23 protein-coding genes are annotated in these 24,692 nt (G+C 69.8%); 11 read left to right on the forward strand and 12 right to left on the reverse strand.

Annotation, left to right across the window (positions count from 1 at the left end; all coding sequences use genetic code 11):
* From ACWEOO_RS05790 to hrpA, 3 genes are all read left to right on the forward strand, one after another.
* Positions 1–405 (forward strand): universal stress protein, encoded by a 405-nt coding sequence (locus ACWEOO_RS05790; protein WP_452141987.1) that lies wholly within the window; start codon positions 1–3, stop codon positions 403–405.
* A 62-nt stretch (positions 406–467) separates the two neighbouring features.
* Entirely contained in the window at positions 468–1,334 is an 867-nt protein-coding gene (locus tag ACWEOO_RS05795; protein WP_452141988.1) for a TIGR03619 family F420-dependent LLM class oxidoreductase, read from the forward strand.
* A gap of 199 nt (positions 1,335–1,533) precedes the next feature.
* Positions 1,534–5,430, forward strand: coding sequence for an ATP-dependent RNA helicase HrpA (gene hrpA, locus ACWEOO_RS05800; RefSeq protein ID WP_452141989.1), 3,897 nt, complete (start codon positions 1,534–1,536; stop codon positions 5,428–5,430).
* On the opposite strand, the gene ACWEOO_RS05805 is transcribed toward hrpA, so the two are convergent.
* Together ACWEOO_RS05805 and ACWEOO_RS05810 are read right to left on the reverse strand one after the other, a co-directional pair.
* Positions 5,427–6,044, reverse strand: coding sequence for a TetR/AcrR family transcriptional regulator (locus ACWEOO_RS05805; RefSeq protein WP_452141990.1), 618 nt, complete (start codon positions 6,042–6,044; stop codon positions 5,427–5,429). The genes hrpA and ACWEOO_RS05805 overlap by 4 nt on opposite strands.
* A 93-nt stretch (positions 6,045–6,137) precedes the next feature.
* Positions 6,138–6,962, reverse strand: coding sequence for an alpha/beta fold hydrolase (locus ACWEOO_RS05810; protein ID WP_452141991.1), 825 nt, complete (start codon positions 6,960–6,962; stop codon positions 6,138–6,140).
* A 217-nt stretch (positions 6,963–7,179) separates the two neighbouring features.
* Here ACWEOO_RS05810 and ACWEOO_RS05815 point away from each other — a divergent pair, with 217 nt between their 5' ends.
* The gene (locus tag ACWEOO_RS05815; protein WP_452141992.1) at positions 7,180–10,404 is read left to right on the forward strand and encodes an ATP-binding protein; all 3,225 of its coding nucleotides are present in this window, start codon (positions 7,180–7,182) and stop codon (positions 10,402–10,404) included.
* Here the strand turns inward: ACWEOO_RS05815 and ACWEOO_RS05820 are convergent.
* Positions 10,390–11,331 carry a helix-turn-helix transcriptional regulator gene (locus ACWEOO_RS05820; RefSeq protein WP_452141993.1) on the reverse strand — a complete coding sequence of 314 codons (942 nt, stop codon included), beginning with the start codon at positions 11,329–11,331 and terminating at the stop codon, positions 10,390–10,392. The genes ACWEOO_RS05815 and ACWEOO_RS05820 overlap by 15 nt on opposite strands.
* A 64-nt stretch (positions 11,332–11,395) precedes the next feature.
* On the opposite strand from ACWEOO_RS05820, the gene ACWEOO_RS05825 reads away from it, so the two are divergent.
* Complete coding sequence (locus tag ACWEOO_RS05825; protein ID WP_452141994.1) at positions 11,396–12,262, forward strand: DinB family protein; 867 nt, start codon at positions 11,396–11,398, stop codon at positions 12,260–12,262.
* Here the strand turns inward: ACWEOO_RS05825 and ACWEOO_RS05830 are convergent.
* The 5 genes from ACWEOO_RS05830 to ACWEOO_RS05850 form a co-directional block, all read right to left on the reverse strand.
* Positions 12,228–13,652 carry a wax ester/triacylglycerol synthase family O-acyltransferase gene (locus ACWEOO_RS05830; RefSeq protein WP_452141995.1) on the reverse strand — a complete coding sequence of 475 codons (1,425 nt, stop codon included), beginning with the start codon at positions 13,650–13,652 and terminating at the stop codon, positions 12,228–12,230. The genes ACWEOO_RS05825 and ACWEOO_RS05830 overlap by 35 nt on opposite strands.
* 26 nt (positions 13,653–13,678) lie before the next feature.
* Positions 13,679–14,434 carry a putative quinol monooxygenase gene (locus tag ACWEOO_RS05835; RefSeq protein WP_452141996.1) on the reverse strand — a complete coding sequence of 252 codons (756 nt, stop codon included), beginning with the start codon at positions 14,432–14,434 and terminating at the stop codon, positions 13,679–13,681.
* 10 nt (positions 14,435–14,444) lie between these two features.
* Positions 14,445–14,915 (reverse strand): CoA-binding protein, encoded by a 471-nt coding sequence (locus tag ACWEOO_RS05840; protein ID WP_452141997.1) that lies wholly within the window; start codon positions 14,913–14,915, stop codon positions 14,445–14,447.
* A 15-nt stretch (positions 14,916–14,930) separates the two neighbouring features.
* Positions 14,931–15,647 (reverse strand): DUF4342 domain-containing protein, encoded by a 717-nt coding sequence (locus ACWEOO_RS05845; RefSeq protein ID WP_452141998.1) that lies wholly within the window; start codon positions 15,645–15,647, stop codon positions 14,931–14,933.
* 216 nt (positions 15,648–15,863) lie between these two features.
* Positions 15,864–16,697, reverse strand: a complete 834-nt coding sequence (locus tag ACWEOO_RS05850) for an AraC family transcriptional regulator (RefSeq protein ID WP_452141999.1) — start codon at positions 16,695–16,697, stop codon at positions 15,864–15,866.
* A 70-nt stretch (positions 16,698–16,767) separates the two neighbouring features.
* On the opposite strand from ACWEOO_RS05850, the gene ACWEOO_RS05855 reads away from it, so the two are divergent.
* Entirely contained in the window at positions 16,768–17,502 is a 735-nt protein-coding gene (locus ACWEOO_RS05855; protein WP_452142000.1) for a phytanoyl-CoA dioxygenase family protein, read from the forward strand.
* A 52-nt stretch (positions 17,503–17,554) separates the two neighbouring features.
* On the opposite strand, the gene ACWEOO_RS05860 is transcribed toward ACWEOO_RS05855, so the two are convergent.
* Both ACWEOO_RS05860 and ACWEOO_RS05865 read right to left on the reverse strand, forming a co-directional pair.
* Complete coding sequence (locus tag ACWEOO_RS05860) at positions 17,555–17,971, reverse strand: VOC family protein (protein ID WP_355692545.1); 417 nt, start codon at positions 17,969–17,971, stop codon at positions 17,555–17,557.
* Positions 17,972–18,161: 190 nt separating this feature from the next.
* On the reverse strand, positions 18,162–18,827 hold the full coding sequence (locus ACWEOO_RS05865) for a CGNR zinc finger domain-containing protein (protein ID WP_452142001.1): 666 nt from the start codon (positions 18,825–18,827) through the stop codon (positions 18,162–18,164).
* A 48-nt stretch (positions 18,828–18,875) separates the two neighbouring features.
* Here ACWEOO_RS05865 and ACWEOO_RS05870 point away from each other — a divergent pair, with 48 nt between their 5' ends.
* Genes ACWEOO_RS05870 through ACWEOO_RS05880 form a run of 3 tightly spaced genes read left to right on the forward strand, consistent with a single transcriptional unit; the run spans position 18,876 to position 22,293 of the window.
* Positions 18,876–20,078 carry an MFS transporter gene (locus ACWEOO_RS05870; RefSeq protein WP_452142002.1) on the forward strand — a complete coding sequence of 401 codons (1,203 nt, stop codon included), beginning with the start codon at positions 18,876–18,878 and terminating at the stop codon, positions 20,076–20,078.
* Positions 20,053–20,796 (forward strand): fructosamine kinase family protein, encoded by a 744-nt coding sequence (locus tag ACWEOO_RS05875; protein ID WP_452142003.1) that lies wholly within the window; start codon positions 20,053–20,055, stop codon positions 20,794–20,796. The genes ACWEOO_RS05870 and ACWEOO_RS05875 overlap by 26 nt, the downstream gene beginning before the upstream one ends.
* A 42-nt stretch (positions 20,797–20,838) precedes the next feature.
* Positions 20,839–22,293, forward strand: coding sequence for a beta-N-acetylhexosaminidase (locus ACWEOO_RS05880; protein ID WP_452142004.1), 1,455 nt, complete (start codon positions 20,839–20,841; stop codon positions 22,291–22,293).
* A 15-nt stretch (positions 22,294–22,308) separates the two neighbouring features.
* Here ACWEOO_RS05880 and ACWEOO_RS05885 read toward each other — a convergent pair whose 3' ends face one another.
* On the reverse strand, positions 22,309–22,581 hold the full coding sequence (locus ACWEOO_RS05885) for a protealysin inhibitor emfourin (protein WP_452142005.1): 273 nt from the start codon (positions 22,579–22,581) through the stop codon (positions 22,309–22,311).
* Between the two features lie 445 nt (positions 22,582–23,026).
* Here ACWEOO_RS05885 and ACWEOO_RS05890 point away from each other — a divergent pair, with 445 nt between their 5' ends.
* Together ACWEOO_RS05890 and ACWEOO_RS05895 are read left to right on the forward strand one after the other, a co-directional pair.
* Positions 23,027–23,230: a cold-shock protein gene (locus tag ACWEOO_RS05890; protein WP_134100749.1), complete on the forward strand. Its 204-nt coding sequence runs from the start codon at positions 23,027–23,029 to the stop codon at positions 23,228–23,230.
* 91 nt (positions 23,231–23,321) lie between these two features.
* The gene (locus ACWEOO_RS05895) at positions 23,322–23,810 is read left to right on the forward strand and encodes a DUF6328 family protein (protein ID WP_452142006.1); all 489 of its coding nucleotides are present in this window, start codon (positions 23,322–23,324) and stop codon (positions 23,808–23,810) included.
* On the opposite strand, the gene ACWEOO_RS05900 is transcribed toward ACWEOO_RS05895, so the two are convergent.
* A complete protein-coding gene (locus ACWEOO_RS05900) occupies positions 23,791–24,645 on the reverse strand; it encodes an LLM class flavin-dependent oxidoreductase (protein WP_452142007.1) in 855 nt (284 codons plus the stop codon). The genes ACWEOO_RS05895 and ACWEOO_RS05900 overlap by 20 nt on opposite strands.
* Positions 24,646–24,692 lie beyond the last annotated feature (47 nt).

Below are 24,692 nucleotides of genomic sequence, written 5' to 3' on the forward strand. Positions count from 1 at the left end.
GTGAAGATTCTCGTCGGATACGTACCAACGCCCGAGGGTGAGGCTGCGCTCGCCGCGGCGGCGATCGAGGCCGAGCTGCGCGGGGCCTCGATCCTGCTGCTGAACACCAGCCGCGGCGACGCCTACATCGACGCCCGCTACGCCAACGCCGACGAGTTGGCGGCCGCCGAGGCCAAGCTGCGCGAGCACGGCGTCGAGGTCAGCATCCAGCAGGCGGTCTCCGAGGGCGACGTCGCCGGCGCGCTCCTGAAGGCAGCCGCGGCCGAGGACGTCGTCCTGATCGTCCTCGGCCTGCGCCGCCGCAGCCCCGTCGGCAAACTCATCCTCGGCAGCACCGCCCAACGCGTGCTGCTGGAGTCCCCCGTCCCGGTCCTCGCCGTGAAGGTCCCGTCCCCGCACGACTGACCGCAAGAACCCACCGTCCGTTCCGACTACGGGGTAGATCTCCGAAGCGGAAGGAACTGTCGATGGTGTATCCCGAGGTAGGCGTCGGTCTCCCGGTGGTCGGGTTGCGTGGGCCCGACGCGGTAGTGGCGATCGCGAAGGCAGCTGACGACCTGGGTTTCGCGGCGGTCTCGGTGTTCGAGCGCCTGCTCGTCCCGGCCGCGCCCGATTGGGTCAACCACGCCGGGCTGCCGGGAGAGGCCGCGTACGACGCACTCGACACGCTGGCGTACGTCGCGGCGCACACCAGGCAGGTCCGGCTGCACACGGCGATCCTCGTACCGCTCTTCCAGCAGCCGGTGGTGCTGGCCCGCCGCGTGGCGACGATCGACCAACTGTCCGGCGGCCGGATGGATCTGGGGATCGCGCTCGGGTGGTTACCGGAGGAGTTCGTCGCGACCGGCGTACCCGCGCGCGGCCGGGTGGCGGCGTTCGAGGAGTCGATCGCCGTGCTCCGCGCGTGCTGGGGACCCGATCCGGTCGAACACACGGGAGCGCGCTACACGGTGCCGATGGCGATCGTCGGGCCGAAGCCCGTCGCCCCGCTCACCTTGTACGGCGGCGGCGTCACGCGGCAGGCGGTCGAACGCACGGCGCGGCTCGCGGACGGGCTGACGCTCGCGCACCGCGACTGGGACTCCACCCAGGCCGCTGTCGGCTGGTACCACGAGGCCGGTGGCAGCGGGCCGATCGTCCTCCGCGCCGGACCGATGCGGCCGCACCCGATGCTCGAAGGCCCGCCCGGTTTCACGCCCGAGACCATCCTCGACGACCTCCGTCGCTCCGCCGACGAGGGCATCAGCCGAGTGGACTGGGACCTGAACCTCGTCGCCACCCCGATCACCGAGCAGGTCGCCGTCCTGACGACCCTCGCCCGGCGCCTGCGGTAATCCGGGTGAGACGCTGGGGTGGGCCGCCTAAACTGGACGGGTTATGCCTGATGCCCGGACCGAGTCCCCGAGTCCATCCCCAGCACCCTCCCAGGACCCGCGCCGGCGCCGCCGCCGCGGCGGGAAGGGTAGGCGGCCAGCCGCCACAGAACCAGCACCCGATCCCGCATCCGTCGACGGAGCGCTCAACCTCGGTGAGGTGGCGGCACGGCTCGAGGAGCTCACGGCGCACGACCGGGAGCAGCTCGGGCGGCGGTTGGAGCGGGTTCGGCGGACGTCGGACGCGAAGAAGCGGGCCGCGGAGTTGCGGGGTGTGGCCGGCGCGGTCGAGCAGGCCGAGCGGCGGGTCGAGGTGCGGCGCAGCGCCGTACCCGAGATCACGTACCCCGAAGAGCTGCCGGTCAGCCAGCTGAAGGACGAGATCGCGACCGCGATCCGGGACCACCAGGTGGTCGTCGTCGCGGGTGAGACCGGCTCGGGGAAGACGACCCAGATCCCGAAGATCTGTCTCGAGCTCGGCCGCGGCGTGCACGGCATGATCGGGCACACCCAGCCCCGCCGGCTCGCGGCCCGCACGGTCGCCGAGCGGATCGCGGAGGAGCTCGGCACCGAGCTCGGTGAGACGATCGGGTTCGCCGTCCGCTTCACCGACAAGGTCAGTGAGCGCTCGCTGGTGAAGCTGATGACCGACGGCATCCTGCTCAACGAGCTGCAGCGCGACCGCGACCTCACCCGGTACGACACGCTGATCATCGACGAGGCGCACGAGCGCAGCCTGAACATCGACTTCATCCTCGGCTACCTCAAACGGCTGCTCCCCCGCCGCCCGGACCTGAAGGTGATCATCACCTCGGCGACCATCGACCCGGAGCGGTTCGCCGAGCACTTCGCGGCCGCCGACGGCACCCCGGCGCCGATCGTCGAGGTGTCCGGCCGGACCTACCCGGTCGAGGTGCGGTACCGCCCGGTCAACGACCCCGAGGAACCGAGCACGATCGACCGCGACCAGACGCAGGCGATCCTGGACGCCGTCGACGAGCTCGCGTACGAGGCGGACGGCGACATCCTGGTGTTCCTGTCCGGCGAGCGTGAGATCCGCGACACCGCCGACGCGCTGAGCGACAAGTTCCGCGGCGACCGCCGGACGACCGAGGTCCTCCCGCTCTACGCCCGGCTCTCGAACGCCGAGCAGCACCGCGTCTTCCAGCCGCACGCCAACCGCCGGATCGTGCTCGCCACGAACGTCGCCGAGACGTCGCTGACCGTCCCCGGCATCAAGTACGTGATCGACCCGGGTACGGCGCGGATCTCGCGCTACAGCCACCGCACCAAGGTCCAGCACCTGCCCATCGAGCCGGTCTCGCAGGCCAGCGCCAACCAGCGCAAGGGCCGCAGCGGCCGGACCAGCGACGGCATCTGCATCCGGTTGTACTCCGAGGAGGACTTCGAGAACCGCCCGGAGTTCACCGATCCGGAGATCCTCCGCACGAACCTGGCGAGCGTCATCCTGCAGATGACCGCGATCGGGCTCGGCGACATCGCCGCGTTCCCGTTCATCGACGAGCCCGACAAGCGCAGCATCACCGACGGCCTGCAGCTGCTCACCGAGCTCGGCGCGATCGACACCCCGAAGGGCGGCCGGCTGACCCCGATCGGGCGGCAGCTCGCGCAGATCCCGCTCGACCCGCGGCTGGCCCGGATGATCGTCGAGGCCGACAAGCACGCCTGTGTCCGCGAGGTGATGGTGATCGCGGCCGCGCTCTCGATCCAGGATCCCCGCGAGCGGCCGACCGACGCCGAGGCCCAGGCGCAGCAGGCGCACGCCCGGTTCCGCGATCCGAACAGCGACTTCCTCGGGTACCTGAACCTCTGGAGCTACCTGAAGAAGCAGCAGAAGGAGCTGTCCGGCAACCAGTTCCGCCGGATGTGCCGCAGCGAGTACCTGAACTATCTGCGGGTCCGCGAGTGGCAGGACATCTTCGCGCAGCTCCGCCAGGTCGCGTCGCAGATCGGCGTCCAGCTGAACAGCGGCGAGCCGGCCGACCCGCAGAGTGTCCACATCTCACTGATGTCCGGCCTGCTCAGCCACCTCGGCATGAAGGACCCGGCGAACCAGCACCAGTATCTCGGCGCGCGCGGCACGAAGTTCGCGATCTTCCCCGGCTCCGGGCTGTTCAAGAAGCCGCCGCAGTTCGTGATGGCCGCCGAGCTGGTCGAGACGTCGAAGCTGTGGGCACGGGTGAACGCGAAGATCGAGCCCGAGTGGGCCGAGGACCTCGCCCCGCACCTGATCAAGCGGTCGTACTCCGAGCCGCACTGGGAACGCAAGGCCGGCGCCGTGATGGCGTACGAGAAGGTCACGCTGTACGGCGTACCGATCGTTGCCCGGCGCAAGGTGAACTACGGCAAGGTCGACCCGGAGGTGTCGCGCGAGCTGTTCATCCGGCACGCGCTGGTCGAGGGCGACTGGGACACCCATCACAAGTTCTTCCACGAGAACCGCAAGCTGATCGAGGAGGTCGAGGAGCTCGAGGAGCGCACCCGGCGGCGCGATCTGCTGGTCGACGACGAGACGCTGTTCGCGTTCTACGACGAGCGGATCGGCGCCGAGGTGGTCACCGGGCGGCATTTCGACACCTGGTGGAAGACCGCCCGGCAGCGCGACCACGACCTGCTCGACTTCGAGCGTTCGCTGGTCGTCCGTGAGGGCGCGGAGGTGCGCGAGGAGGAGTTCCCGCTGCGCTGGACGCAGAACGGGATGACGTTCGACCTGACCTACGCCTTCGAGCCCGGCACCGACGCCGACGGCGTCACCGTGCACATCCCGCTGCTGGTCCTGAACCAGGTGACCGCAGACGGCTTCGAGTGGAGCGTGCCCGGGTTCCGCGAGGAACTCGTCACGACACTGATCAAGTCGCTGCCCAAGGCCGTACGGCGCAACATCGTGCCGGCGCCGGACCACGCGCGGCAGATCCTGCCTGAGCTCGACCCGGCGTCCGGGCCGCTGACCGACGCGATGGCCCGCGCGCTGCGGGACCTGCGCGGCGTGATCATCGAGCCCGGGGACTGGGACTGGAGCCGGGTGCCGGAGCATCTGCGGATGACGTTCCGGGTCGAGGACGACCAGCGCAAGACGGTGGCCGAGGGCAAGGACCTCGCGAAGCTGAAGGAGAAGCTGAAGCCGAAGACGAAGGCCGCGATCTCGCAGGTCGCGTCGAAGGCGGTCAGCGGGCTGGAGAAGTCGGGGCTGACCGACTGGACGTTCGGCGATCTCCCCCGGAGCTTCTCCGAGCACCGCAATGGCCTGACCGTCGCGGGCTACCCGGCGCTCGTCGACGAGGGAAAGAGCGTCGCGATCCGCCTGCAGGAGACCGAGCGCGACCAGGCCGCCGCGATGTGGGCGGGCACGCGCCGGCTCCTGCTACTGACCATGCCGTCGGTGATCGACGTCGTACAGCGTCAGCTGAGCAACCAGCAGAAGATGACGTTGATGGCAGGTCCGCATCGCAACGTGGGCGCGCTCCTCGACGACGCGATCGCTGCTGCGGTGGACCAGTTGATGGCCGCCGCGGGCGGTCCGGCGTGGAACCTCACCGCGTTCTCGATCCTGCGGGACGCCGTACGGTCGGAGCTCGCGGACACCGTGCTGACGATCCTGCAGCAGGTCGAGCAGGTGCTCGGGCACGCGCGGACCGTTGACAAGCAGATCTCACGCGCGTCGAGTCCGGCGTTGCTGGCCGCGCTGTCCGACGTACGGGGCCAGCTCGAAGGTCTCGTCCACCCCGGCTTCATCACCGAGACCGGCGCGCAGCGGCTGCCGGACCTGGTCCGGTATCTGCGCGGCATGGAGCAGCGGCTGGACAAGCTCGGCGCCAACGCGGCGCGCGACCGTTCCGGTATGGCGGTCGTCGACATGCTCACCGACGAGTACCGCAAGAAGCTCCGCGCGGTGCCGACCGGCAAGTATCCGAGCCCGGGACTCCTCGAGGTCCGGTGGATGCTCGAGGAACTCCGCATCAGCCTGTTCGCCCAGACGCTCGGCACGCCGTACCCGGTCTCCGAGAAACGCATCCGGAAGGCACTCTCCGAGAGTTAGCTCTTCAGGATCGCGGACGCGACCCGCTCGGTGAGCCAGCGGGTCGTGCGTTCGGCACCCCAGCCGAACTCGTCCGCGGCGAGCGCGAACTGCGGGTACCGGAAGTGGAAGAAGATGACCTGCACGCCCTCCTCCACCGTGATCCCGTCGGCCAGGCCGCCCACGTCCCGCATACCTGTGACGATCTCCCGGAGAGCATTCTGCTGACGCTCGTCGGCGACCTTCAGAAACGCCTCCGCCGCGGGCGCACCGGCCGCGGCGCGGGTCACGATCTGGATGATGTCGCCCGACTCCGCATAGATCGCGACGTACCCCTTGGCCAGCGCATCCAGCGTGGCGCGCGCCGACTCGGCGGCGGCGCACTCAGCGATGATGCTCTGCACCAGGCTGCTGTTGGTCCACCTGTCCATCAGCGCCTGGAGCAGCCCCTCCTTGCCGCCGCACTGCGCGTACACCGTCGCCGGTGACACCCGGGCATCACGGGCGATGCTTTCGACGGTGGTCTGCGCGTACCCGTACCGGCCGAACAACTTCCGTGCCGAGCGCACCACCTCGTGGCGGGTCATCTCCGCGTAGATGTGGCGCCGGCTCCGGGACTGTTCCTGGTCTGGCACCCGACACCCACCTTCGATCTGCGACGACCGCACCGACGCCGAGCGGCTCCGCGGCGAATCTATCGGAGCGCGCCCGGCGGCGCCTTCCACCCCTCAGGATGTGATGAACTCCAGCAGATCCGCGTTGATGACGTCGGCGTTCGTGGTCGGAATGCCGTGCGGCCAGCCAGGGTAGGTCTTGAGCGTGGCATTCGCGAGGATCTCGACGGCCCGCGGCGCGGTACTGCCGTACGGAACGATCTGGTCGTCGTCGCCCTGCATGACCAGGACCGGCACGCTGATCTTCTTCAGGTCGTCGGTGTAGTCCTCCTGGGCGAACGCGTCGACGCAGTCGTACTGAGCCTTCGCCGAGCCCATCATGCCCTGGCGCCACCAGTTCTGGATCACTGCCTCGGACGGTTCGGCACCCGGCCGGTTGTACCCGTAGAACGGCCCGGCGGCCACCTCGCGGAAGAACTCCGACCGGTTCGCCGCGATGCCCTGCTTGAGACCCGCGAAGGCCTCCGGCGGCTGGCCATCAGGGTTCGCGTCGGTGAGCTGCTGCGACGGTACGACGGAACTGATCAGCACGACCTTCCCCACGCGGCCCTCGCCGTGCCGCCCGAGGTAGCGCACCACTTCGCCACCGCCGGCCGAGTGACCGACGTGCACGGCGTCGCGGAGATCGAGGTGGGCGACCAGCGCGGCGAGGTCGTCGGCGTAGTGGTTCATGTCGTGGCCCTCGGAGACCTGGGCCGACCTTCCGTGTCCCCGGCGGTCATGCGCGATCACCCGGAAGCCTTGGCCGAGGAAGAACAGCATCTGGTTGTCCCAGTCGTCGGCCGACAGCGGCCAGCCGTGGCTGAACACGATCGGTCGCCCGGATCCCCAGTCCTTGTAGAACAGTTCCACCCCGTCGGGGGTCGTGATCGTTGCCATGGGTGTTCTCGCCTTCTCGCTCGACCTGGTCCGCGTGCGGTCGCCCCGGGGCGGGAGCGCGCACGCCACGTCCGACGGTAGGGATCCGCAGTTGACGGTCAGTGGATTTGCAGTGGATCGCTGGCTGGAGCGTGACTCCAGCCTCTAGAGTGCAACTTGACCGACGCGCGTGACGGCAGCTGTCGCGGAGGCCGGACCATCGGCGAGGGAGCCGGACATGACGGAGACACTCACGCCTCGAAGCGTCGACGGGCAGCGCGCGGGCAGCGTGAGCTCGCTGAGGCTGCAGGTCCTGGGTCCGCTACGGGTCTGGCACGGCCGTGCGGAGGTCGACCCCGGTCCACGCCAGCAGGCCTATCTGCTCACGCTGCTGCTGGCACGTGCAGGGAGACCGATCGGCGCCGGCGAGCTGATCGACCTGATCTGGGGCGAGAACGAGCCGGCCAGCGCACTGAACGTGATCCACAAGTATGTCGGGGCGCTGCGCCGTCTCCTCGAGCCCGCGCTGCGCCCGCGGGAGCCGGGAGCCTTCCTCGTGCGCAGCGGCAACGGGTACCTGTGCACCGCCGGTCCGGACGTCCTGGACCTCGCTCGCTTCCGGCAACTCGTCGCCACGGCTCGGACAGCCGTCGGCAACAACCACGAAGCGGCCGCGCTCGACCAGTACGTGGCCGCGCTGGAGCTGTGGAGCGGCCCGGCCGGAGGCGGCACCGCGCACAGCCTCGCCGCGGTTCCGATCTTCGCCGGCCTCGACGACGAGTTCTTCGGCGCCTGTGTCGACGCGGCGCGGCTCGCGATCTCGCAAAACCGACCCCACCTGGTGCTGCCCGCGCTGCACGTCGCCTCGGCCATGGCGCCCTTGCACGAACCAGTGCACGCTGCCCTGGTGCGCTCGCTGTGCGGCGCCGGGCAGCAGGCGGAGGCGCTGACGGCGTACGACGTGATCCGCCGGCGGCTCGCGGACGACCTCGGGATCGAGCCAGGCGCGGCGGTACGTTCCGCCCAGCGGCACGTACTCGAGCAGACTGCGTCCCGCCGGACCGCGCAGAGTCGCACCAGCCTCGAGCTCGTCGGTCGAACTGAGGAGTTCGACATGCTCCGCGGCGCCGTCGAGCCGGCGCTGACCGGCGGGACGGCAGTCGCCCTCCTCGAAGGCGAGCCCGGCATCGGCAAGACACGTCTACTGCAGGAGATCGCTCGTCGTACGCAGGATCGCGCCGCGCGGGTGGTGTGGGGGCACGGTCTCCAGGGCGGCGGCGCACCGACCATGTGGCCATGGGTCGAGGTCGTCGAAAGTCTCCTCGAGACCCGGCCGGCAACGCGTCGCGCCGAGTGGCTCGCCGGCGACCTGAGCCGCCTCACCGAGCCTCGCAACACCGCCCGCACCACACCAACAGTCCCGCACGACGGCGCCCGGACCGCACCGACCGTCCCGGATGACGGCGCGCGGTTCCGGTTGTTCGAAGAGGTGGTGGGGGTGATCGCCGAATCGGCGGCCGAGCGGCCGTTGCTGATCGTCCTCGACGACCTGCAGTGGGCCGACCCCGCCTCGCTGCGGCTGTTCGACCATGTTGTCGCCCGGCTTCCCGCAGGCACGGCCGTGATCGCCGCGCTGCGGAACCGGGACCCGTCGCTCAGCCTCGAGCTGGCCCGAGCCCTCGCCGCCGCGAGCCGGATCCCCGGCCACCGGCGCCTCTTCGTCGGACCGCTCGGCGAACGGGGTGTTGCCGAGCTGATGCGACGCGAGACGGGCGACCTGCCCGCCGCGGAAGTCTCGCGTGCGGTGCATGCGCGCACCGGCGGCAACCCCTTCTTGGTCCAAGAGGTAGCGCGGCTTTTCACCAACGGCAGCACCATCACCGAGGAGTCCGTGCTGCGCAGTGGTGTCCCGCTGACGGTCCGGGACGTCGTCCGCGACCGCATGGCCGCGCTGGATCCCGGCACCCAGGAGCTTCTGCAGACGGCCGCGCTCGCCGGCCGGAGCGTCGAACTCGTGCTGCTCGCGAGGATCGCGTCCGCGACCGTGGCGACCTGTCTCGAGCAACTGGAGCCGGTGCGCGACCTCGGCCTCGCCGGGCCCGCACCCGGCGATCCGTTCAGGTACTGCTTCGCCCACGATCTCGTCCGCGAAGCGGTCTGCGAGGCCATCCCGCCCGGACGCGCCGCAGCACTGCACCGCGATATCGCCGACGCACTCGAGACCGTAGGTCCCGCTGACGAGTCACTCGCCGAGCGAGCGGCACACCACCTCTGGGAGGCCGGTCCGCTCATCGACGCTGCGCGCACGGTGTCGGCTCTGCTGCGGGCCGGGGCCCGGGCGACGGCCAAGACGGCGCTCCAGGATGCCGAACGGCACCTCGTCCGGGCCGTCGAGCGAGCCCGCGGAGCCTCGCTCCTCGAGCTCGAAATGGAGGCGCTGGCCCGCCTGATCGCGGTGGCCGGCATGCGGTCCATGTACGGCGCCGCCTCCGTCGAACTGCTGGAACGAGCCGAAACCGTGGCAAGGACACTCGGCCGGGAGCGTCAGGCCGCGAGTTTCCTCTTCTCCCGGTGGACCGCGCACGTGCAGGGCCTCGAACACGAACGCAGCGGCATCCTGGCGGACCGTCTGCTGGAGCAGGGATCGAGCTCCAGCGATCCGGTCGTCCGCGGCTACGGAGACGCCGCGTGGGGAATTCAGCAGTGGCACCTCGGACGTCTCGGAGCGTCGTACCGCCACCTGACCGCGACAGCGTCCCACGGGCTGCCTGGCGACCACGGCCCTGACCCGGTGTGGGACGGCCTGCGGCTGCTGATCGCGGCGACGCTGGCCGAGATCTCCGCGTACCACGGGCAGGCCGCTCACGCCCGGGCGGCCCTGGACAAGCTCGTCGCGGGCGCGGGGGACGATTCCTACGCGATCGCCGTCGCGACGTGCATGGCTGCCCGGACGGCCACCGTCGTCGGCGACCCGGACTGGGCGCTGCAGGTCGCGGACCGTGGGATCGCGGCGGATCCGCAGTTCTCGTTCGTCTTTCTCGGCACCTACCTGCGCCTGGCGCGATGCTGGGCGCTGGCGATGAGCGGTCACGATCCTGGCGCGGCCGCGGATGCAGCGGAGCGGCTGATCGTCGCCAACCTGACGAAACCTGTCCGATCCAGCGTCTCCACGTGCTACGCGCTCCTCGCGGAGATGCGGCTGGCAGCCGGTGACGCGGACGCTGCGGCTGTTGCGCTCGACCAGGCCGACGCCTTCCGGGACCGCTACGGGCAGCGGTCGGCGGACGGTCTGCATCTCCTCGTCCGGGCTGAGCTGGCGAAGACGCTCGCTGATCCGGGCAGCGCCGTACGTCTGGCCAAGCAGGCACGCGCTGTGGCCGAACGGCAGGAGGCATATCTGTTCGCGCAACGCGCCGATATGTTCCTCGGCGAGCTCAGCGATCGAGACCTAGGAGTTCAGTAGCCGCCGGGCGTGCTCGTGGACGGCGTCGCGGAGCTCGGGCGGTTCGAGGATCTCGAACGGCCAGCGGATCCGCAGGGTCTGGGCGATCAGCGGCCCGAGGTCGTTGGCCGCGAAGCGGAGTTCGCAGGTGATCGCGTCGATCGGGTCGACGATGGCTTCGCGGGCCGGGAAGACCTTGCGTACCGTGTCCGCGTCCGCCCCGACCCGGATCCGGGCGACGATGTCCCACGGCGCCACCCCGGTCCCCTCGGCCACCAGGGCGATCGGGTCGGGCGGGTTCTCGAACCGGTAGCGCGCGCCGGTCAGCACCGGGTCCGCGATCCGGTCGACGCGGAAGGTCCGCCAGGCCTGCCGGTCCCGATCGCGGGCGACCAGGTACCAGCGCCGGCCGGTGTGCACGATCTGCAGCGGCTCGACGCTGCGCTCGGACTCGTCGCCGCCGTGCGTGCGGTACCGGAACCGGATCCCCTCGACGTCTCGGCACCCCGCGGCGAGGGTGACGAGTACTTCGCCGTCGACCGTCGGCAACTCCCCCAGCGGCAGCTGACTGGTGTGTGCGCCGATCGCCGCGACCTGCTCGCGCAGCCGCGCCGGCAGGACCTGGTGGAGTTTCGCCAGCGCGGAGATCGCCGCCTCCTCGACGCCTGACACCGTCGTGGTCGTCGCGACGCGCAGCCCGACCGCGATCGCGACCGCCTCCTCGTCCTCCAGCAGCAGCGGCGGCAACCGGCCGCCGGGCCCGAGGCGGTAGCCGCCGCCGATCCCGGCCTCGGCGTCGACGGGGTACCCGAGTGACCGCAGCCGAGTGACGTCGCGCCGTACGGTCCGGGGCGTGACGTCGAGCCTGGCTGCCAGGTCGGCGCCGTCCCACTGCGGGCGGGTCTGGAGCAGTGAGAGCAGTCGGAGCAGTCGGGCCGCGGTGTCCATGATCTGTTCATTCTGCCCCGACCTGCGGACCGATCCTGTCCGCAGCTCGTCCTACCGTGAGGTCATGACCACGACACTGGAGAACTTGCTCGACCTGTCCGACTTCGCCTGGCAGCGACTGCGCGACCGGGTCGCCGGGCTCACGGACGAGGAGTACTTCTGGGAGCCCTTCGACGGCTGCTGGACGGTCCGGAAGACAGATTCGGGCTCCGCGGCCGACTGGGCCTGGATCCCGCCGGAGCCGGCGCCGTTCACCACCCTGGCGTGGCGGATCACCCACATCGTCGACATCCTGCAGGAGGACCGCACCGCCACGTGGCTCGGGCACCAGCCCGCGGACGACGACGGTCAACCCCCGGTACCGGCGTCTGCGGCGGAGGCCCTGACCGCACTCCAGCACGCGTACGACGTGTGGCGCCGACGGCTTGCGGCGTTCAGTCAGGACGACCTGGATCGGCCCATGGGTGAGATCGCGGGCCCGTGGGCGGACCACGACGGGACGGCGTTCGTGCTGCACATTCTCGACGAGCTGATCCATCACGGCGCCGAGGTCGGGTCCGTCCGCGACTTCTACCGGGGCCTGCGCGCCGAGGACCCGTTCGCCCCCGCCCTGACCGGCGACGTCACGCCAGCAGACCGGCCGGCCCTGCTCGCCGAGGCCGCCGCCGCCCAGCGCTGGGAAGTCATCCCGCGACTCGCCGAGCTGGGCTTCGGTATCAACGAGCGCACACCGAACGGCGTCACCGCGGCCCACGTCGCCGCGGGCACCGGATCTCTCGACACCCTCCGCTTCCTCGTCGAGCACGGCGCGGACCTGTCCCTGACCGACCCCCGCTTCAACGCCGACGTCCTCGGCTGGGCCAGCTGGTTCAAGCAGTCAGAGGCAGCCCGGTACCTCACGGCGCGAACGCACTCCGGGAGCGGTGCCTGAGCTCGCCCGGTGGGATCGCGGTCGCGAGCGATCGGGCGAGGGCGTCGAGGGTGTCGTGGACGCCTTGGGTGAAGATCTCCAGGTCCGGACAGCTGTCCCGGTCGGCGGCGGCGGTGACGTTCAGTTGGCCGGCGTACGACAGCGCGGCGACAACCAGCGTCAGATTGCCCATCGGCGGCATCAGGGGGAACGTCTCCAGCAATCGTGCGCCGGCGAGATAGAGCGGCACCGGCGGGCCAGGGACGTTGCTGACCACCAGATTCACCGACCGCTGCCGCGGGAACATCCGGTACCAGACGCGTTGCCCCGCGACGAACCGGAAGATTCCACTGCCGGCCTCCGGACGTGCCTCGTGCTTGCGCGCGGCGGTCTCGGCAGCGATCAACTCGAGCCGCCGGACCGGGTCGCGCTCGCCGACCGGTAGCGGCACCATCATCCAGCCAGGCTTGTTGCCCTTGGCCTGGGCAGGACCCTCCTGGTGCTGGGAGATCGTCACCATGGCGCGCTGTACCAGGCCGTCGACGTCCTCACCGCGGCTTGCCAGCAGCCGGCGCAGCCCGCCTGCGACGGCCGCCAGGATCACGTCGTTGACCTTGGCGTGCTGGACGTGGGCGATCTGGTGAGCAAGGTCGAGTCGGCCGCGTACGACGGATAACCGGCGCTCGGCACCGACCGGTTGGTTGAGGCTGGTCTGTGGAGCAGACTGCTCGGTGAGGACCTCACGCCACGCCGGCAGGGTGCGTCGTACCTGCTGCACCGTCCGCCGCGGATGGACGACGCCCGAAACCCCGCGAGCCAGCTCCTGCCCGCGGCGATGCAGGTTGTCGCGCAGCAGCTGGCCGGCCGACGGGATCGGCCTCGGCGTCCACGGCGGTGCTGCGGGAGTGGACGCATCGGCGCTCAGGTCGAGCAGCGCCGCGAAGGCAGCCATCGCTGCGGGTCCGTCCGCGAGGACGTGGTGAACCTTCAAGAACGCGCCCATGCGATGCTCCGGCAGGCCGGGGAGCAGCCAGAGCTCCCACAGCGGCCGGTCTGGATCCAATCGGGGCCTGGCCAGTTCCTCACACGCCCGCAGTAGTTGGGATTCGTCGGCAACCGCGTGGACCTTGACGTGGTCCGCGAGGTCGAAGGAGGGGGCGTCGACCCACAGCGGCCAGCCCAACCCCAGCCGCGGCCGGTACAGCACCTGCCGGAATCGAGGGACGAGCTGCAGTCTCGGCTCCAGGTGCCGACGGACCGTGTCGACACGGACACGGCCCTGCTCGTCGAGCAGGCTGGCGCCGTCGACGACGGCGAGTCCGCCGATGTCGGTGCACCAGCCGTAGTCGTCCCACAGCAGCAGGAAAAGGTCCGACGCTGTTAGTCGTTCAAGGTGACGTGTGCGGGCCATGTCGCAACGCCCCCTCTCCTTGTCGTCTACACGGCCAGGACCGGTTCAAGCCCCTGGACGAACGAGTACACCGCGAGTCCTCCGGCGTGCTTCTTCCCCAGCTGTCTGAGTTCGTCCGAGACCTGACCGAAGGCCGTCATGCGGTGGTCGTAGGCGTACTTCTCGAAGAGAACGGCCCGCGCCGCCATGACATTCAGGTTGTGCTCGATCAGCCCTTCACCGCTCTGATACGCCTCATGGACCTCGCATTCAGTGCCCTCGGTGTTGATGAACCAGTCGTAACGGATGGTGTGGGTGTCCAGCTCCCGGGTCAGTCGCAGGAGCTCGGCCGCCTGCGCCTTGAATCCCTCCAGTTCGCCCGGCCGGATCTTCAGCTGGGCGTGCACTTCCAGATGAGCCCGGGCCGAACCGATCGTCGCCGGCTGGATTCCGTCCAGGAACGAGAAGACGGCCGGGGCCGCTCCCGTCCGAGCCTCGACCAGGTCGACGAAGTCTTGCGAAACCTCGCCGAACAGAGCCGATCGATGGTCGTGGGCGTAGTCGCGGAAGAGGATCGTCCGCGCCGCCATGATGTGCGTGTTGTGCTCGGCCAGTCCGTGTTCGTCCGTGAACAGCTCGTGGACCTCGCACTCGCTGCCGTCCTCGTTGACGAACCAGTCGCAGCGAAGGGTGTGCGTGTCCTGCTCCCGGGTCAGCCGGAGGATCTCGGCCGCCTGGGCCTTGATCCCCTCAAGCTGACCTGGGCGAACCTTGAGGTGAGCGATGACTTCCAGGTTCGCCATGACCTCCTCCTCAGACGTTGTTCGGTACGTGGCTCCGGAACATCAGCCGCATGACCTTGTGGCCGAAGTCGGACGTCGGGTCGAACATCAGCGGGCATCCTCCGTCGATCACCGTGATGCCGTGCTGCCGCCCGTACTGGGTGGCGGCCGTCGACACGCTGCCCTCGCCGGGACCGCGGTGCATCCACACCTGTGTGATCCCGAGTTCGGCGCACTCGCGCACCGTCTCCTCGGCCCGCGACGGCGCCGTGGCGATGACGACGGCGTCGACCCCGCCGGGGATGCCCTTCAGGTCGTGGTAGCAGCGGTCGCCCTCGACCGAGTCGGCGTTCGGGTTGACGGCGTACACCTGGTAGCCCCGGTCCCGCAGGCGCTTGTACACGACGTTCGCGCCGTGGTCCTTCGGCTTGCGCGATACACCCGTCACCGCGATCCGCTTGTTCGCCAGGAACGCGGATGCAGCTTGCTGCATTGTCGGCATTTGTCGACCCTCCCGTCATGCCGTACCGGAAACGCCGAGCGGCGACAGACCGAGTTGCGCCGCGACGGCCGCGTTGTCGTAGTACAGGTTGTCGAGCACGACCTTGCCGTCGCGGACTCGTACCAGTTCCATGCCCTGCACCTCGATGCGCTTGCCGGTCGGCGGCAGCTCGGTGCCGTCGGGCAGCGTGACCGGACCGGTCTGTGTCCCGACGAACACGAACTCGTCCGCGAACGCGTCGCCCTCCTCGACGTAGCTGGTGTAGCGATGGGCGAGGTCCGAGAACGCGCCGAGTTCCTTGCCGAGGCGTTCGCGGATGGCGCTGCGGCCTTCGAAGAAGCCGTCGGGCATCAGCTGGACGGCGTCCTCGGCGTACAGCTCCATCACGCCGTCGAGATCGCCCTTGTTGTACCTCTCGATGTACTGCTCGAGGAGCTCTCTGTAGTTCTCTGTGGCTGCCTCTCGTCCTGTCGAGTTCTTGGACTCCCGTTCGACTTCGATCGAGTAGTCCGCTGCGTACGCGGCGACGGCGCCGATCGCGGCCACCGTCGGCGCGACGAGGAATCCGACCACGCCGACCGTCACCGGTACCTCGATCACGGGCTTGCCGTCGGAGTTCTTGATGATGATCCGGCGCACGTTACCTTCGTGGACCAGTTCCCTGACCTTCTCCACGAGGTGTCCGCCCTTGACGTCGATCCTCTCGGTCGTCGTCGTGACTTGCTGACCCATGGTGGTCACCTCCGCACCTGTCCTCAGGGGCGTCGCCCTATTCAACGCATGCTGGTCCCCGGGATCGCTTCGAGGCAGGGCCGAACGGCACCTTTCACCAGCTCGCCGACAGGCCGCTCGGCTCGACAACAGAGGTCCGTTGCCTCTGTCCGCGCGTGCGGGCACGGGGATGAAATGGGCGTCGCGTGCCTTCGCCGTCGACCGGCGACGAGTTCGTCAGGGGACGAAGGCTCGTTGGGAGCGGTGGCGGAAGGCCCGGGGTGAGAGGGCGTGGGCCGTGGTGAAGCAGCGGGTGAAGTACGACTGGCTGCCGAAGCCGCAGCGGGCGGCGATGCTCGCGACCGTGGCGTTTGTTGCCGCCAGCAAGGATGCGGCGTGTTCGAGGCGGAGATCGGTGACGAACGCGGTCGGGGTGACTCCGTACGCCGCGCGCAGCGAGCGGGACAGGTGGGCGGGGCTGACGCCGGCGAGCTTCAGCAGCCGCGGTACGCCGCCGCGGAGGTTGTCCTCGGCGCGCATCGCCGTACACGCCTTCGCCAGCCAATCCGGCACGCCGGGGCCCGCCGTCTCGTCGTCGGGTGAGACCAACTGGAGCAGGTCGATCCAGAACCGCAGCAGGTCGTAGGGGCCGGGCACGTCCTGGAACCGCTCCAGCGCGTGCTCGAAGACCGCGATCGCCCCCGTCCCGCGGAAGGCCACCGGCCGGCGCGCCGACGCCCAGCTTGCCGTCGGGTCGGTGCGGGTCAGGTCGAGGAACCCCTGCCAGGCCGAGCTCGGGAACGCGACGTTCACGAACTCCAGGCCGTCCGGCGCCGAGGCGCGGACGGCGTGCCGGTCGCTCGGCCGGATCAGGAGCACCTCACCGGGACGCAACTGCTCGACGCCGGTGGTCAGCAGGTGTTCGCCGCTGCCGGACACGATGCCCATGAACTCGTGGAAGTCGGCATGGGTGTGCAACTCGGTGTCCCTGGCCCGGGCCGGGATCCGCACGCGGGCCGCGTGGTACGGCCGGCCGAACGCGTGCGCCTCGAAGCGCAGGATCTGGTTCACATCAAGAAAGTACAAATTCCTGTCGCACCGCTGCTAGTCCCCCGGTCAGCCTGACCGGCACGCTGAAGGCATGTTCGAAACAGACGGCTACGTCATCTTCCGCGACGTCATCGACCAAGACCTGATCAAGGAAGTGAACGATCATGTCGAGTGGCTGCAGGCCCGGCACCCCGAGGTCCGGCCCGAGCAGCTCGGACATGTCTACCTGCGCGACGACCCGTTCTGGGTGCGGCTGGTCAGCGACGACCGGCTCGTCGACATCGCCGAGAAGTTCATCGGGCCGGACATCGCCCTGTTCGCGTCGCACTACATCTCCAAACCGCCGTACTCCGGCCAGCCGGTGCTGTGGCACCAGGACGCGGCGTTCTGGCCGCTCGACCCGATGGAGGTGGTGACGCTCTGGCTCGCCGTCGACCACTCGACCCCGGAGAACGGCTGCGTCCGGGTGATCCCGGGAAGCCATCGCTCCGACGTGGCCGGGATGCGCGACAACACCGAGGTGGAGAGCGTGCTCGGCAAGGAGATCGCGGTCGAGGTCGACGAGACCCAGGCCGTCGACATGGTGCTGGCCCCGGGCGATGTCGAGGTGCACCACCCGAACATCGTGCACGGCAGCAACGCCAACACGTCGCCGTACCGGCGCTGCGGGCTGACCATCCGCTACATCCCGACGACGACCAGGATCACCGACCCGGAGACGCCGTACCCGAGCGCCTTCCACCTGCGCGGTGCGCCCGGGCTGAACAGCTACCAGCCGCGACCGGCGTACGTCGAGGGCCGGCACTTCCCGTTCATCGGCGCCTGAGCCCGGACAGGCGAAAGGGCCCGCCCCCGGGGGGACGGGCCCTTTCGACGACTCACTCGAGGCAGATCCGGAACGGGTGTCCCGCCGGGTCGGCGTAGATGCGCCAGCCACGCGCGTTGTCGGCGGGCGGTGGGTCCAGCGGGTCGAGCGGCTCGGCCCCGAGAGCGACCACGGTGGCGTGACCGCTCGAAAGGTCCTCGACGATCAGGTCGAGATGGAGATCCTGCGCGTCGGTGCCGGGCCACGTGGCCGGCACGTACTCCTCCGAGCGCCGGAAGGCCAGCGTCGAGAACCCCAGCGAGGAACCGGGGCCGGTCAGGCTCCGCCAGTCCTCGTCGCCGTTCTCGTCGATCTCCAGCCCCAGCAGCGCCGAGTAGAACTGGGCGAGCTCGAGTGGGTCCGGGCAGTCCAGAACCACCGAGCCGAGCCGCCCGGCAGTACTGCCCGGCTGCTCTGCCACCTGCGTCATCTGTCCTCCACTTTCTGGTACGTCTGCCTGCCCCTGGTCCCGGGGCAGGTGCGGGCAGGGCCCTCTGGTCGGAAGGCCCGGCCGCCTACGATGACAGGTCGCGGGGACAGTTCGCATCTTTCGACACGCCTTCTCGCCGACTGAGCCGATCGCTGACAGTGAAGAGACAACTTCTCTACCACTGAAACCGCTATACACCGGTAGCGCGGCGGCGTTCGCCGAGCTTGCGGATCTTGGCCCGGGTCCCACAGTCCTCCATCGAGCACCAGCGCCGGGACCCGTTGCGGCTGCGGTCCAGGAACAGCCAGCCGCACCCGCCGTCGTCGACCGGGCAGGCCCGCAGCTGGCGCAGCTCGACGGTCCGGATCAGCTCGACCGCCGCGACCACCAGCCGATCGGGGATCAGCTGCGCCGGCGAGGTCCCGACCACCAGCTCGGCGATGCCGCGGTCGCGGGCCGGGTCCGGGATCAGCATCGACCGCGCGGCCGCCGCCGACCAGCGCAGCATCAGCCGCTCGAACGCGGAACCTTCGCTCTGCTTGACGCCGTCGGCCGCGATCACCGCGTGCGCGGCCCGCGGCGCGAGCACGTCGTACGTCGCCTCGCGGATCTCGAGCGTCGCGTTCAGCGCCTTCACAGCCAGCTCCGGGGCCGAACGCCAGGTGCCCTCGACGGCGCTGTAGTCACGCAGGTCGATCAGTCCGCTCCGGCGGCTCCAGGCCAGCAGTTCAGCGGGAGAGGTGAGGTGGTCGAGCTCCGCGGCGCCGCCTCGCGTGCGCGGGCTGACCGTGTTCACGAGGTCGAGGGCCGGGTGGCCGCCCACGATGCGATATTCCCCGCGAAAATTGTCGGTCATGGATGAGACGCTACCACTGTCCGACATTTTACCGGGATCAGGTGACCCATGACCCTCTCGTCCCGCCGAGCCGGCGCCGCGCTGGCGTTCCTCGGCGTCTCGACCTTCTCGTTCGTGACCGTCGAGGTCCTGCCGATCGGTCTGCTGACCGTGATCGCGGACGACCTCGGGCGGTCGCGTTCGCAGGTCGGCCTCCTCGTCACCGGGTACGCCGCTGTCGTCGTGCTCGCGTCCATCCCCCTCGCCCGGCTGACCCACCACCTCCCCCGCCGCCTGGTGCTGGCCGGCACCCTCGGGGTCCTCACCGTCGCCACCGCACTGTCCGCCGCCGCCCCGTCGTACGAGTTGCTGTTCGCCGCGCGACTCGTGATCGCTCTCGCACAGGCGCTGTTCTGGTCGATCGCGCCGCCGATCGCGACCAGCCTGTTCCCGCCGGAGTTCCGCGGCCGGGTGGTCGCGCGGCTCGCGATCGGGACGGCGCTGGCGCCGATCCTCGGCATCCCGCTCGGCACCTGGCTCGGCGAGCAGGCGGGCTGGCGGGTGCCGTTCGTGGTGATGACCGTGCTCGGCGCGGCCGCCTGCGCCGGGATCGCCGCCCTGCTGCCGCGCACCGAGGTGCAGGACAGCCCGTCGCGCCGGGGCAGCTCCCCCGACCTCCGGCGGTACGTCGTCCTGCTCGTCACCTCGGCCGTCGGCGTGACCGGGTTCCTCACGTTCAACACCTACGTCACACCGTTCCTGCTCGACATCTCCGGGTTCTCGCCCGACGTGCTGGGCCCGATGTTGCTGGCCAGCGGTGCCGGAGGCCTGGCCGGCACGCTGATCGTCGGCCGCATCCTCGACCGGTATCCGTGGGGAACGACCGTGGTTCCTCTCGGGCTGATCGCGCTCGGCCTCTTCGGCTTGTACGCGCTGGGACAGGTGCAGGCCGTGACGGTCGCACTGATAGCACTGATCGGTCTGTCCTTCAGCGGCCTCGCCGTCGCCGTCCAGAGCAGGACACTGCAGGTTGCCCCGGGCAGCACCGACATCGCCTCGGCCGGGACAAGCTCGGCGTTCAACGTGGGTATCGCCGCCGGCGCGTTCGTGGGAGGTGCGCTGATCGACACCACGACTGTGCGCGCGGTTGCGCTCGTCGGCGGTCTGCTGGCCGCGGCCGCAGCCCTGGTGATGCTGAGCGAGCCCCTGCTGGTCCGGCGCCGGCCCAGCGTGCCAGAGTGCGCCCATGACCTTTGTGAAGAGCCGGCCTGACGCACCCGCGGGCTTCTTCGAGGTCGAGGCCGCCGGTCTGCGCTGGCTGGCCGTGCCTGGCGGCGTTCCGGTCGCTGAGCCGCTCGACGTGTCTCCCACCCAGCTGACGATCACCAGGCTGGACAGCACACCGCCGACCGAGTCCGACGCCGAGGACTTCGGTCGGCGGCTGGCTGTCACGCACGACGCCGGTGCCCGCTACTTCGGCGTACCGCCGGACGGGTGGAGCGGCGACGGCTACATCGGCACGGTCCCGCTGCCGCACGCGTCAGAGCCCGTGACGTCGTGGGGCGAGTTCTACGCCAACCTGCGCCTCCGGCCGTACCTGCGTGCTGCCCGTGACGAGGGCATCTACCTCGACGACGTCGAGCGGGTCTGCACCCGGCTGGAGGCGGGTGCGTACGACGACCCGTCCGACGAGCCGTGCCGGATCCACGGCGATCTGTGGTCCGGCAACGTGCTCTGGACGCCGGACGGTGTTCACCTGATCGATCCGGCCGCACACGGCGGCCATCGCGAAACGGACCTCGCGATGCTCGCGCTGTTCGGGCTGCCGCGGCTCGATCGCGTCCTTCGCGCGTACGACGAGGCGCACCCGCTCGCGGACGGCTGGCGGGACCGGATCGGGCTGCACCAACTGCATCCCCTGGTGGTGCATGTCGTGCTCTTCGGCGGCAGCTACGTAACGCAGACCCTGGAGCTCGCCCGGCGGTATTGAAGCCTCTTGACGTAAAGCCGCCGCCCGCGAACACTCTCGATCATGATTCCGCAGCCCACAGCGCAGCAGCCGCTCCCCGACGAGACCTTCACCCTCCAGGCGGAAGCCACCATCGGCGTCGACGACCCCGCTGCCCAGCCGATCGCCGAGCGGCTCGCCGCGCGGCTGCGGCGGTCGACCGGCTTCGCGCTGCCGGTGCAGGACGGCGCCGGCACCATCACGCTGTCGACCGGCGGCGCCGAGTCCCTGGGCGCCGAGGGCTACGAACTCCGCGCGGACGCGTCCGGCGTCACGATCACGGCAGCCGGCGCCGAGGGCGTGTTCCGCGGCGTCACCACGCTCCGCCAGCTCCTCCCGGCCAAGGCCGAGGCCGGCAGCGCCCAGGAAGGCCCGTGGGAGATCGCCGGTACGACGATCACGGACACCCCACGGTACGGCTACCGCGGCGTGATGCTCGACGTCACCCGGCACTTCTTCACCGTCGACCAGGTGAAGAAGTTCATCGAGCTCGTGTCGCTCTACAAGATCAACCGGCTACACCTGCACCTGTCCGACGACCAGGGCTGGCGGATCCAGGTGGACTCCTGGCCACGCCTCACGGAGTACGGCGGCAGTCTGCAGGTCGGCGGCGGCGCGGGCGGCTCCTATACGAAGGAGGACTACGCCGAGCTGGTTCGGTACGCCGGGGAGCGGTACATCACCGTCGTGCCCGAGATCGACACCCCGGGGCACACCAACGCAGCACTGGCGTCGTACCCGGAGCTGAACAAGGGCGACCAGGCGCCGGAGCTCTACACCGAGACCGAGGTCGGGTTCAGCTCGCTCACCATCGGCAAGGACGTCACGTACGAGTTCCTCGACGACGTGTTCCGGGAGGTCGCCGAGCAGACGCCGGGTGACGTCCTGCACCTCGGCGGGGACGAGGCCCACTCGACGCCGCACGGGGAGTACCTGACCTTCGTGTCCAGAGCGACCGAGCTGGTCGTGAAGCACGGCAAGCGGGTGATGGGGTGGCACGAGATCGCCGACGGGGAGCTGCCGGCCGGGACCGTGGTGCAGTACTGGGGCACCGAGGACCCGAAGGCGCAGGGCCTGGCGCACAAGGCCGTCGAACAGGGTGCGACGCTGGTGCTGTCCCCTGCAAACCGGGCCTACCTCGATATGAAGTACCACGAGGAGACGCCGCTCGGCCTGCAGTGGGCCGGCCTGGTCAGCGTCGAGCAGTCCTACAGCTGGAACCCGGCGACGCTGATCCCGAACGTGCCGGCGAGCGCCATCGACGGCGTCGAGGCGCCGCTGTGGACGGAGACGCTCGACGACCTGGACAAGGTCGAGTTCATGACGTTCCCGCGGCTCCCCGGGATCGCCGAGCTCGGGTGGTCGCCGGAGTCCGCGCTCGACTGGACGACGTACCGCGACCGGCTGGCCGAGCAGGGATCGCGCTGGGAGGTGCTCGGCGTCAACTTCTACCGGGCACCGGAGATCGACTGGCGCTGACCCGACCCGGCCGAGTCAACCGTCCGAGCCGAGGACCCTGTCGAGCAGCCACGCCGTGGTCTCGTCCAGGTCCTGCTCGGCGACGGTGTGGATCGTGGTGTCTGCGTCCCGCACCTCCAGCCGGTACACGTACCGGTCCGGCTGCGGCCGGCCGAAGCCGAGATCCTTGGCGCCCAGTGCGCGGACCGCGGCCTCCAGCCGGTCCGCGTCCGGCTGGCCGGACGTGTCCAGTTCGCCCTGCTGGATCAGCCCGGCGAAACCGCCGCTGCGGGTCACGCTGACGATCACTGCTGCCTCCTCGTGGTTGCGTGCCCTGCAACTCCAGCGCACCTGCCCCGCACCTGTCCACAGCCGCGCGACACGCCGGGAAATCCGATCAGAATTCTGCGTCCATCACCCGGCGTACCGGTCGATTGTCCTTCGTTGCCAATGCCCGGCGGCCGCTGCCGCCTGCGAAACAGCAGGTCGGCGCGTGATTTGCGGTGCCGGACCGCGACCGTCACGGCGGGATTCAGCCGGGCACGGAGAGTAACGACCGGCGACAATCAGCGACACGTGTTTGTGGTCACCCCTACCATCAGCCCGCAGAACGGCTACAGTTATGGCGTTGCAAGTTTGGACTCCCTGACTTTTGCTGTGCTGCATGGCCGGTCTGTCGTCTGGGGCCTTTCGGCGACGCGCGGCTCATGAGGTGTGGGTCGCGGATTGTTAATAGCCATCGAGGAGATAGACAATGGCTGTCGGTACTGTCAAGTGGTTCAACGCTGACAAGGGCTTCGGCTTCATCACCCCGGATGACGGTGGCGCGGACGTGTTCGCGCACTACTCGGCCATCCAGATGTCGGGCTTCCGCTCGCTGGACGAGAACCAGCGCGTCGAGTTCGAGATCACCCAGGGCCAGAAGGGCCTGCAGGCGGAGAACATCCGCGCGATCTGATTCGTCGGATCACCCTTCTAGAACCTACGAAGGGGCCGCACACCGCGATTGGTGTGCGGCCCCTTCGCCGTTTCCCGGGTCTAATGGAAGCGTGACCGAAGACCCGCGGTACAGCCGGCCGGACGAGGATCCCGGCGAGCGCCTCGACCGCCACTGGATCGAGCTCCTCCAAGAGCTGCGGCTGGCCCAGACCGGCACGCAGATCCTGTTCGCGTTCCTGCTCGGGATCGCCTTCCAGGCCCGCTTCCAGGACGCGGGCAGCTTCGTCCACACCGTGTACGCCGCCACGCTGATCGCGTCCGCCCTGTCGGTCGGCCTGTTCGTGGCGCCGGTGTCCTTCCATCGGCTCATCTACCGCCGCCAGCTCCGGCACCGGATGCTCCCGATCGCCAGCCGGATGGCGATCGCCGGCCTGATCTTCCTGATCCTGGCGGTCGCCGGCGGCCTGCTGCTCGCCCTCGACGTCGTCCTCCCCCGGGGGATGGCCGTCTTCGCCGTCGCCTTGATCCTGATCTGGTTCATGATCTTCTGGTACGGCGTCCCGGCCTACATCCGGCGCACTAGCGGAGACGAGGAATGACCTCGGTCGCGATCGTCTCCAGCACCGCCTCGGAGCCGGCGTACACGCCTTCGGAGCGGGGCCAGTGGGTGATGACGTCGGTGAAGCCGAGGGCGGCTGCGCGGCCGACGGCGTCCTCGAAGGCGGACGGGCCGGACAAGGCGTAGACCTTGGAGTCGAGGGACAGGTACCGGTCCAGGTGGCGGCCCTCGAGAAGGTCGTCGAGGCGGTGGCTGAGGTCGGCGACCGACGTGAACCAGCTGTCCAGGTCGTCGGCCGCTCCCCCGGTCGTCATCCAGCCGTCGCCGTGTTCGGCGGCGAACCTGACCGATCGTGGACCGTTGCCGGCCAGGATGAACGGGACGCGCGGTTGCTGCACGCAGCCCGGCAGCGTCCGGGCGTTGCGCGTCTCGAAGTACTCGCCCTTGAAGTCCACGCCGTCCGTGGTGAGCAGCGTGTCGAGCAGGTTCACGAACTCCTCGTAGCGGTCCTGCCGCTGCCGCGGTGTCCGGTCCGGCCCGCCCTGGATGGTCGCGTCCAGGCTGCCGCCGGCGCCGATCCCGCACCGGAAGCGGCCGTCGGAGACGTCGTCGATCGCCAGGATGTCGCGGGTCAGCGCGAGCGGGTGCCGGAAGTTCGGCGACGTGACGAAGGTGCCGAGCCCGATCGTCTCCGTGGCCAGCGCGGCCGCCGTCAGCGTCGGCGTCGTCCCGTACCACGGTGAGTCCTGGAGACCGCTCCAGGTCAGGTGGTCGTACGTCCACGCATGGTCGAACCCGTACTCCTCAGCCCGCCGCCACCGCGGCGCGGCGTCCCGCCACCGGTACTCCGGCAGGATCGCGATCCCGAAACGCATGGACCGCACCCTACCGAGTGTGGCCGAGACCACGATTGTTGCGTTTT

The sequence above is a fragment of the Kribbella sp. NPDC004138 genome (genome assembly GCF_053603655.1).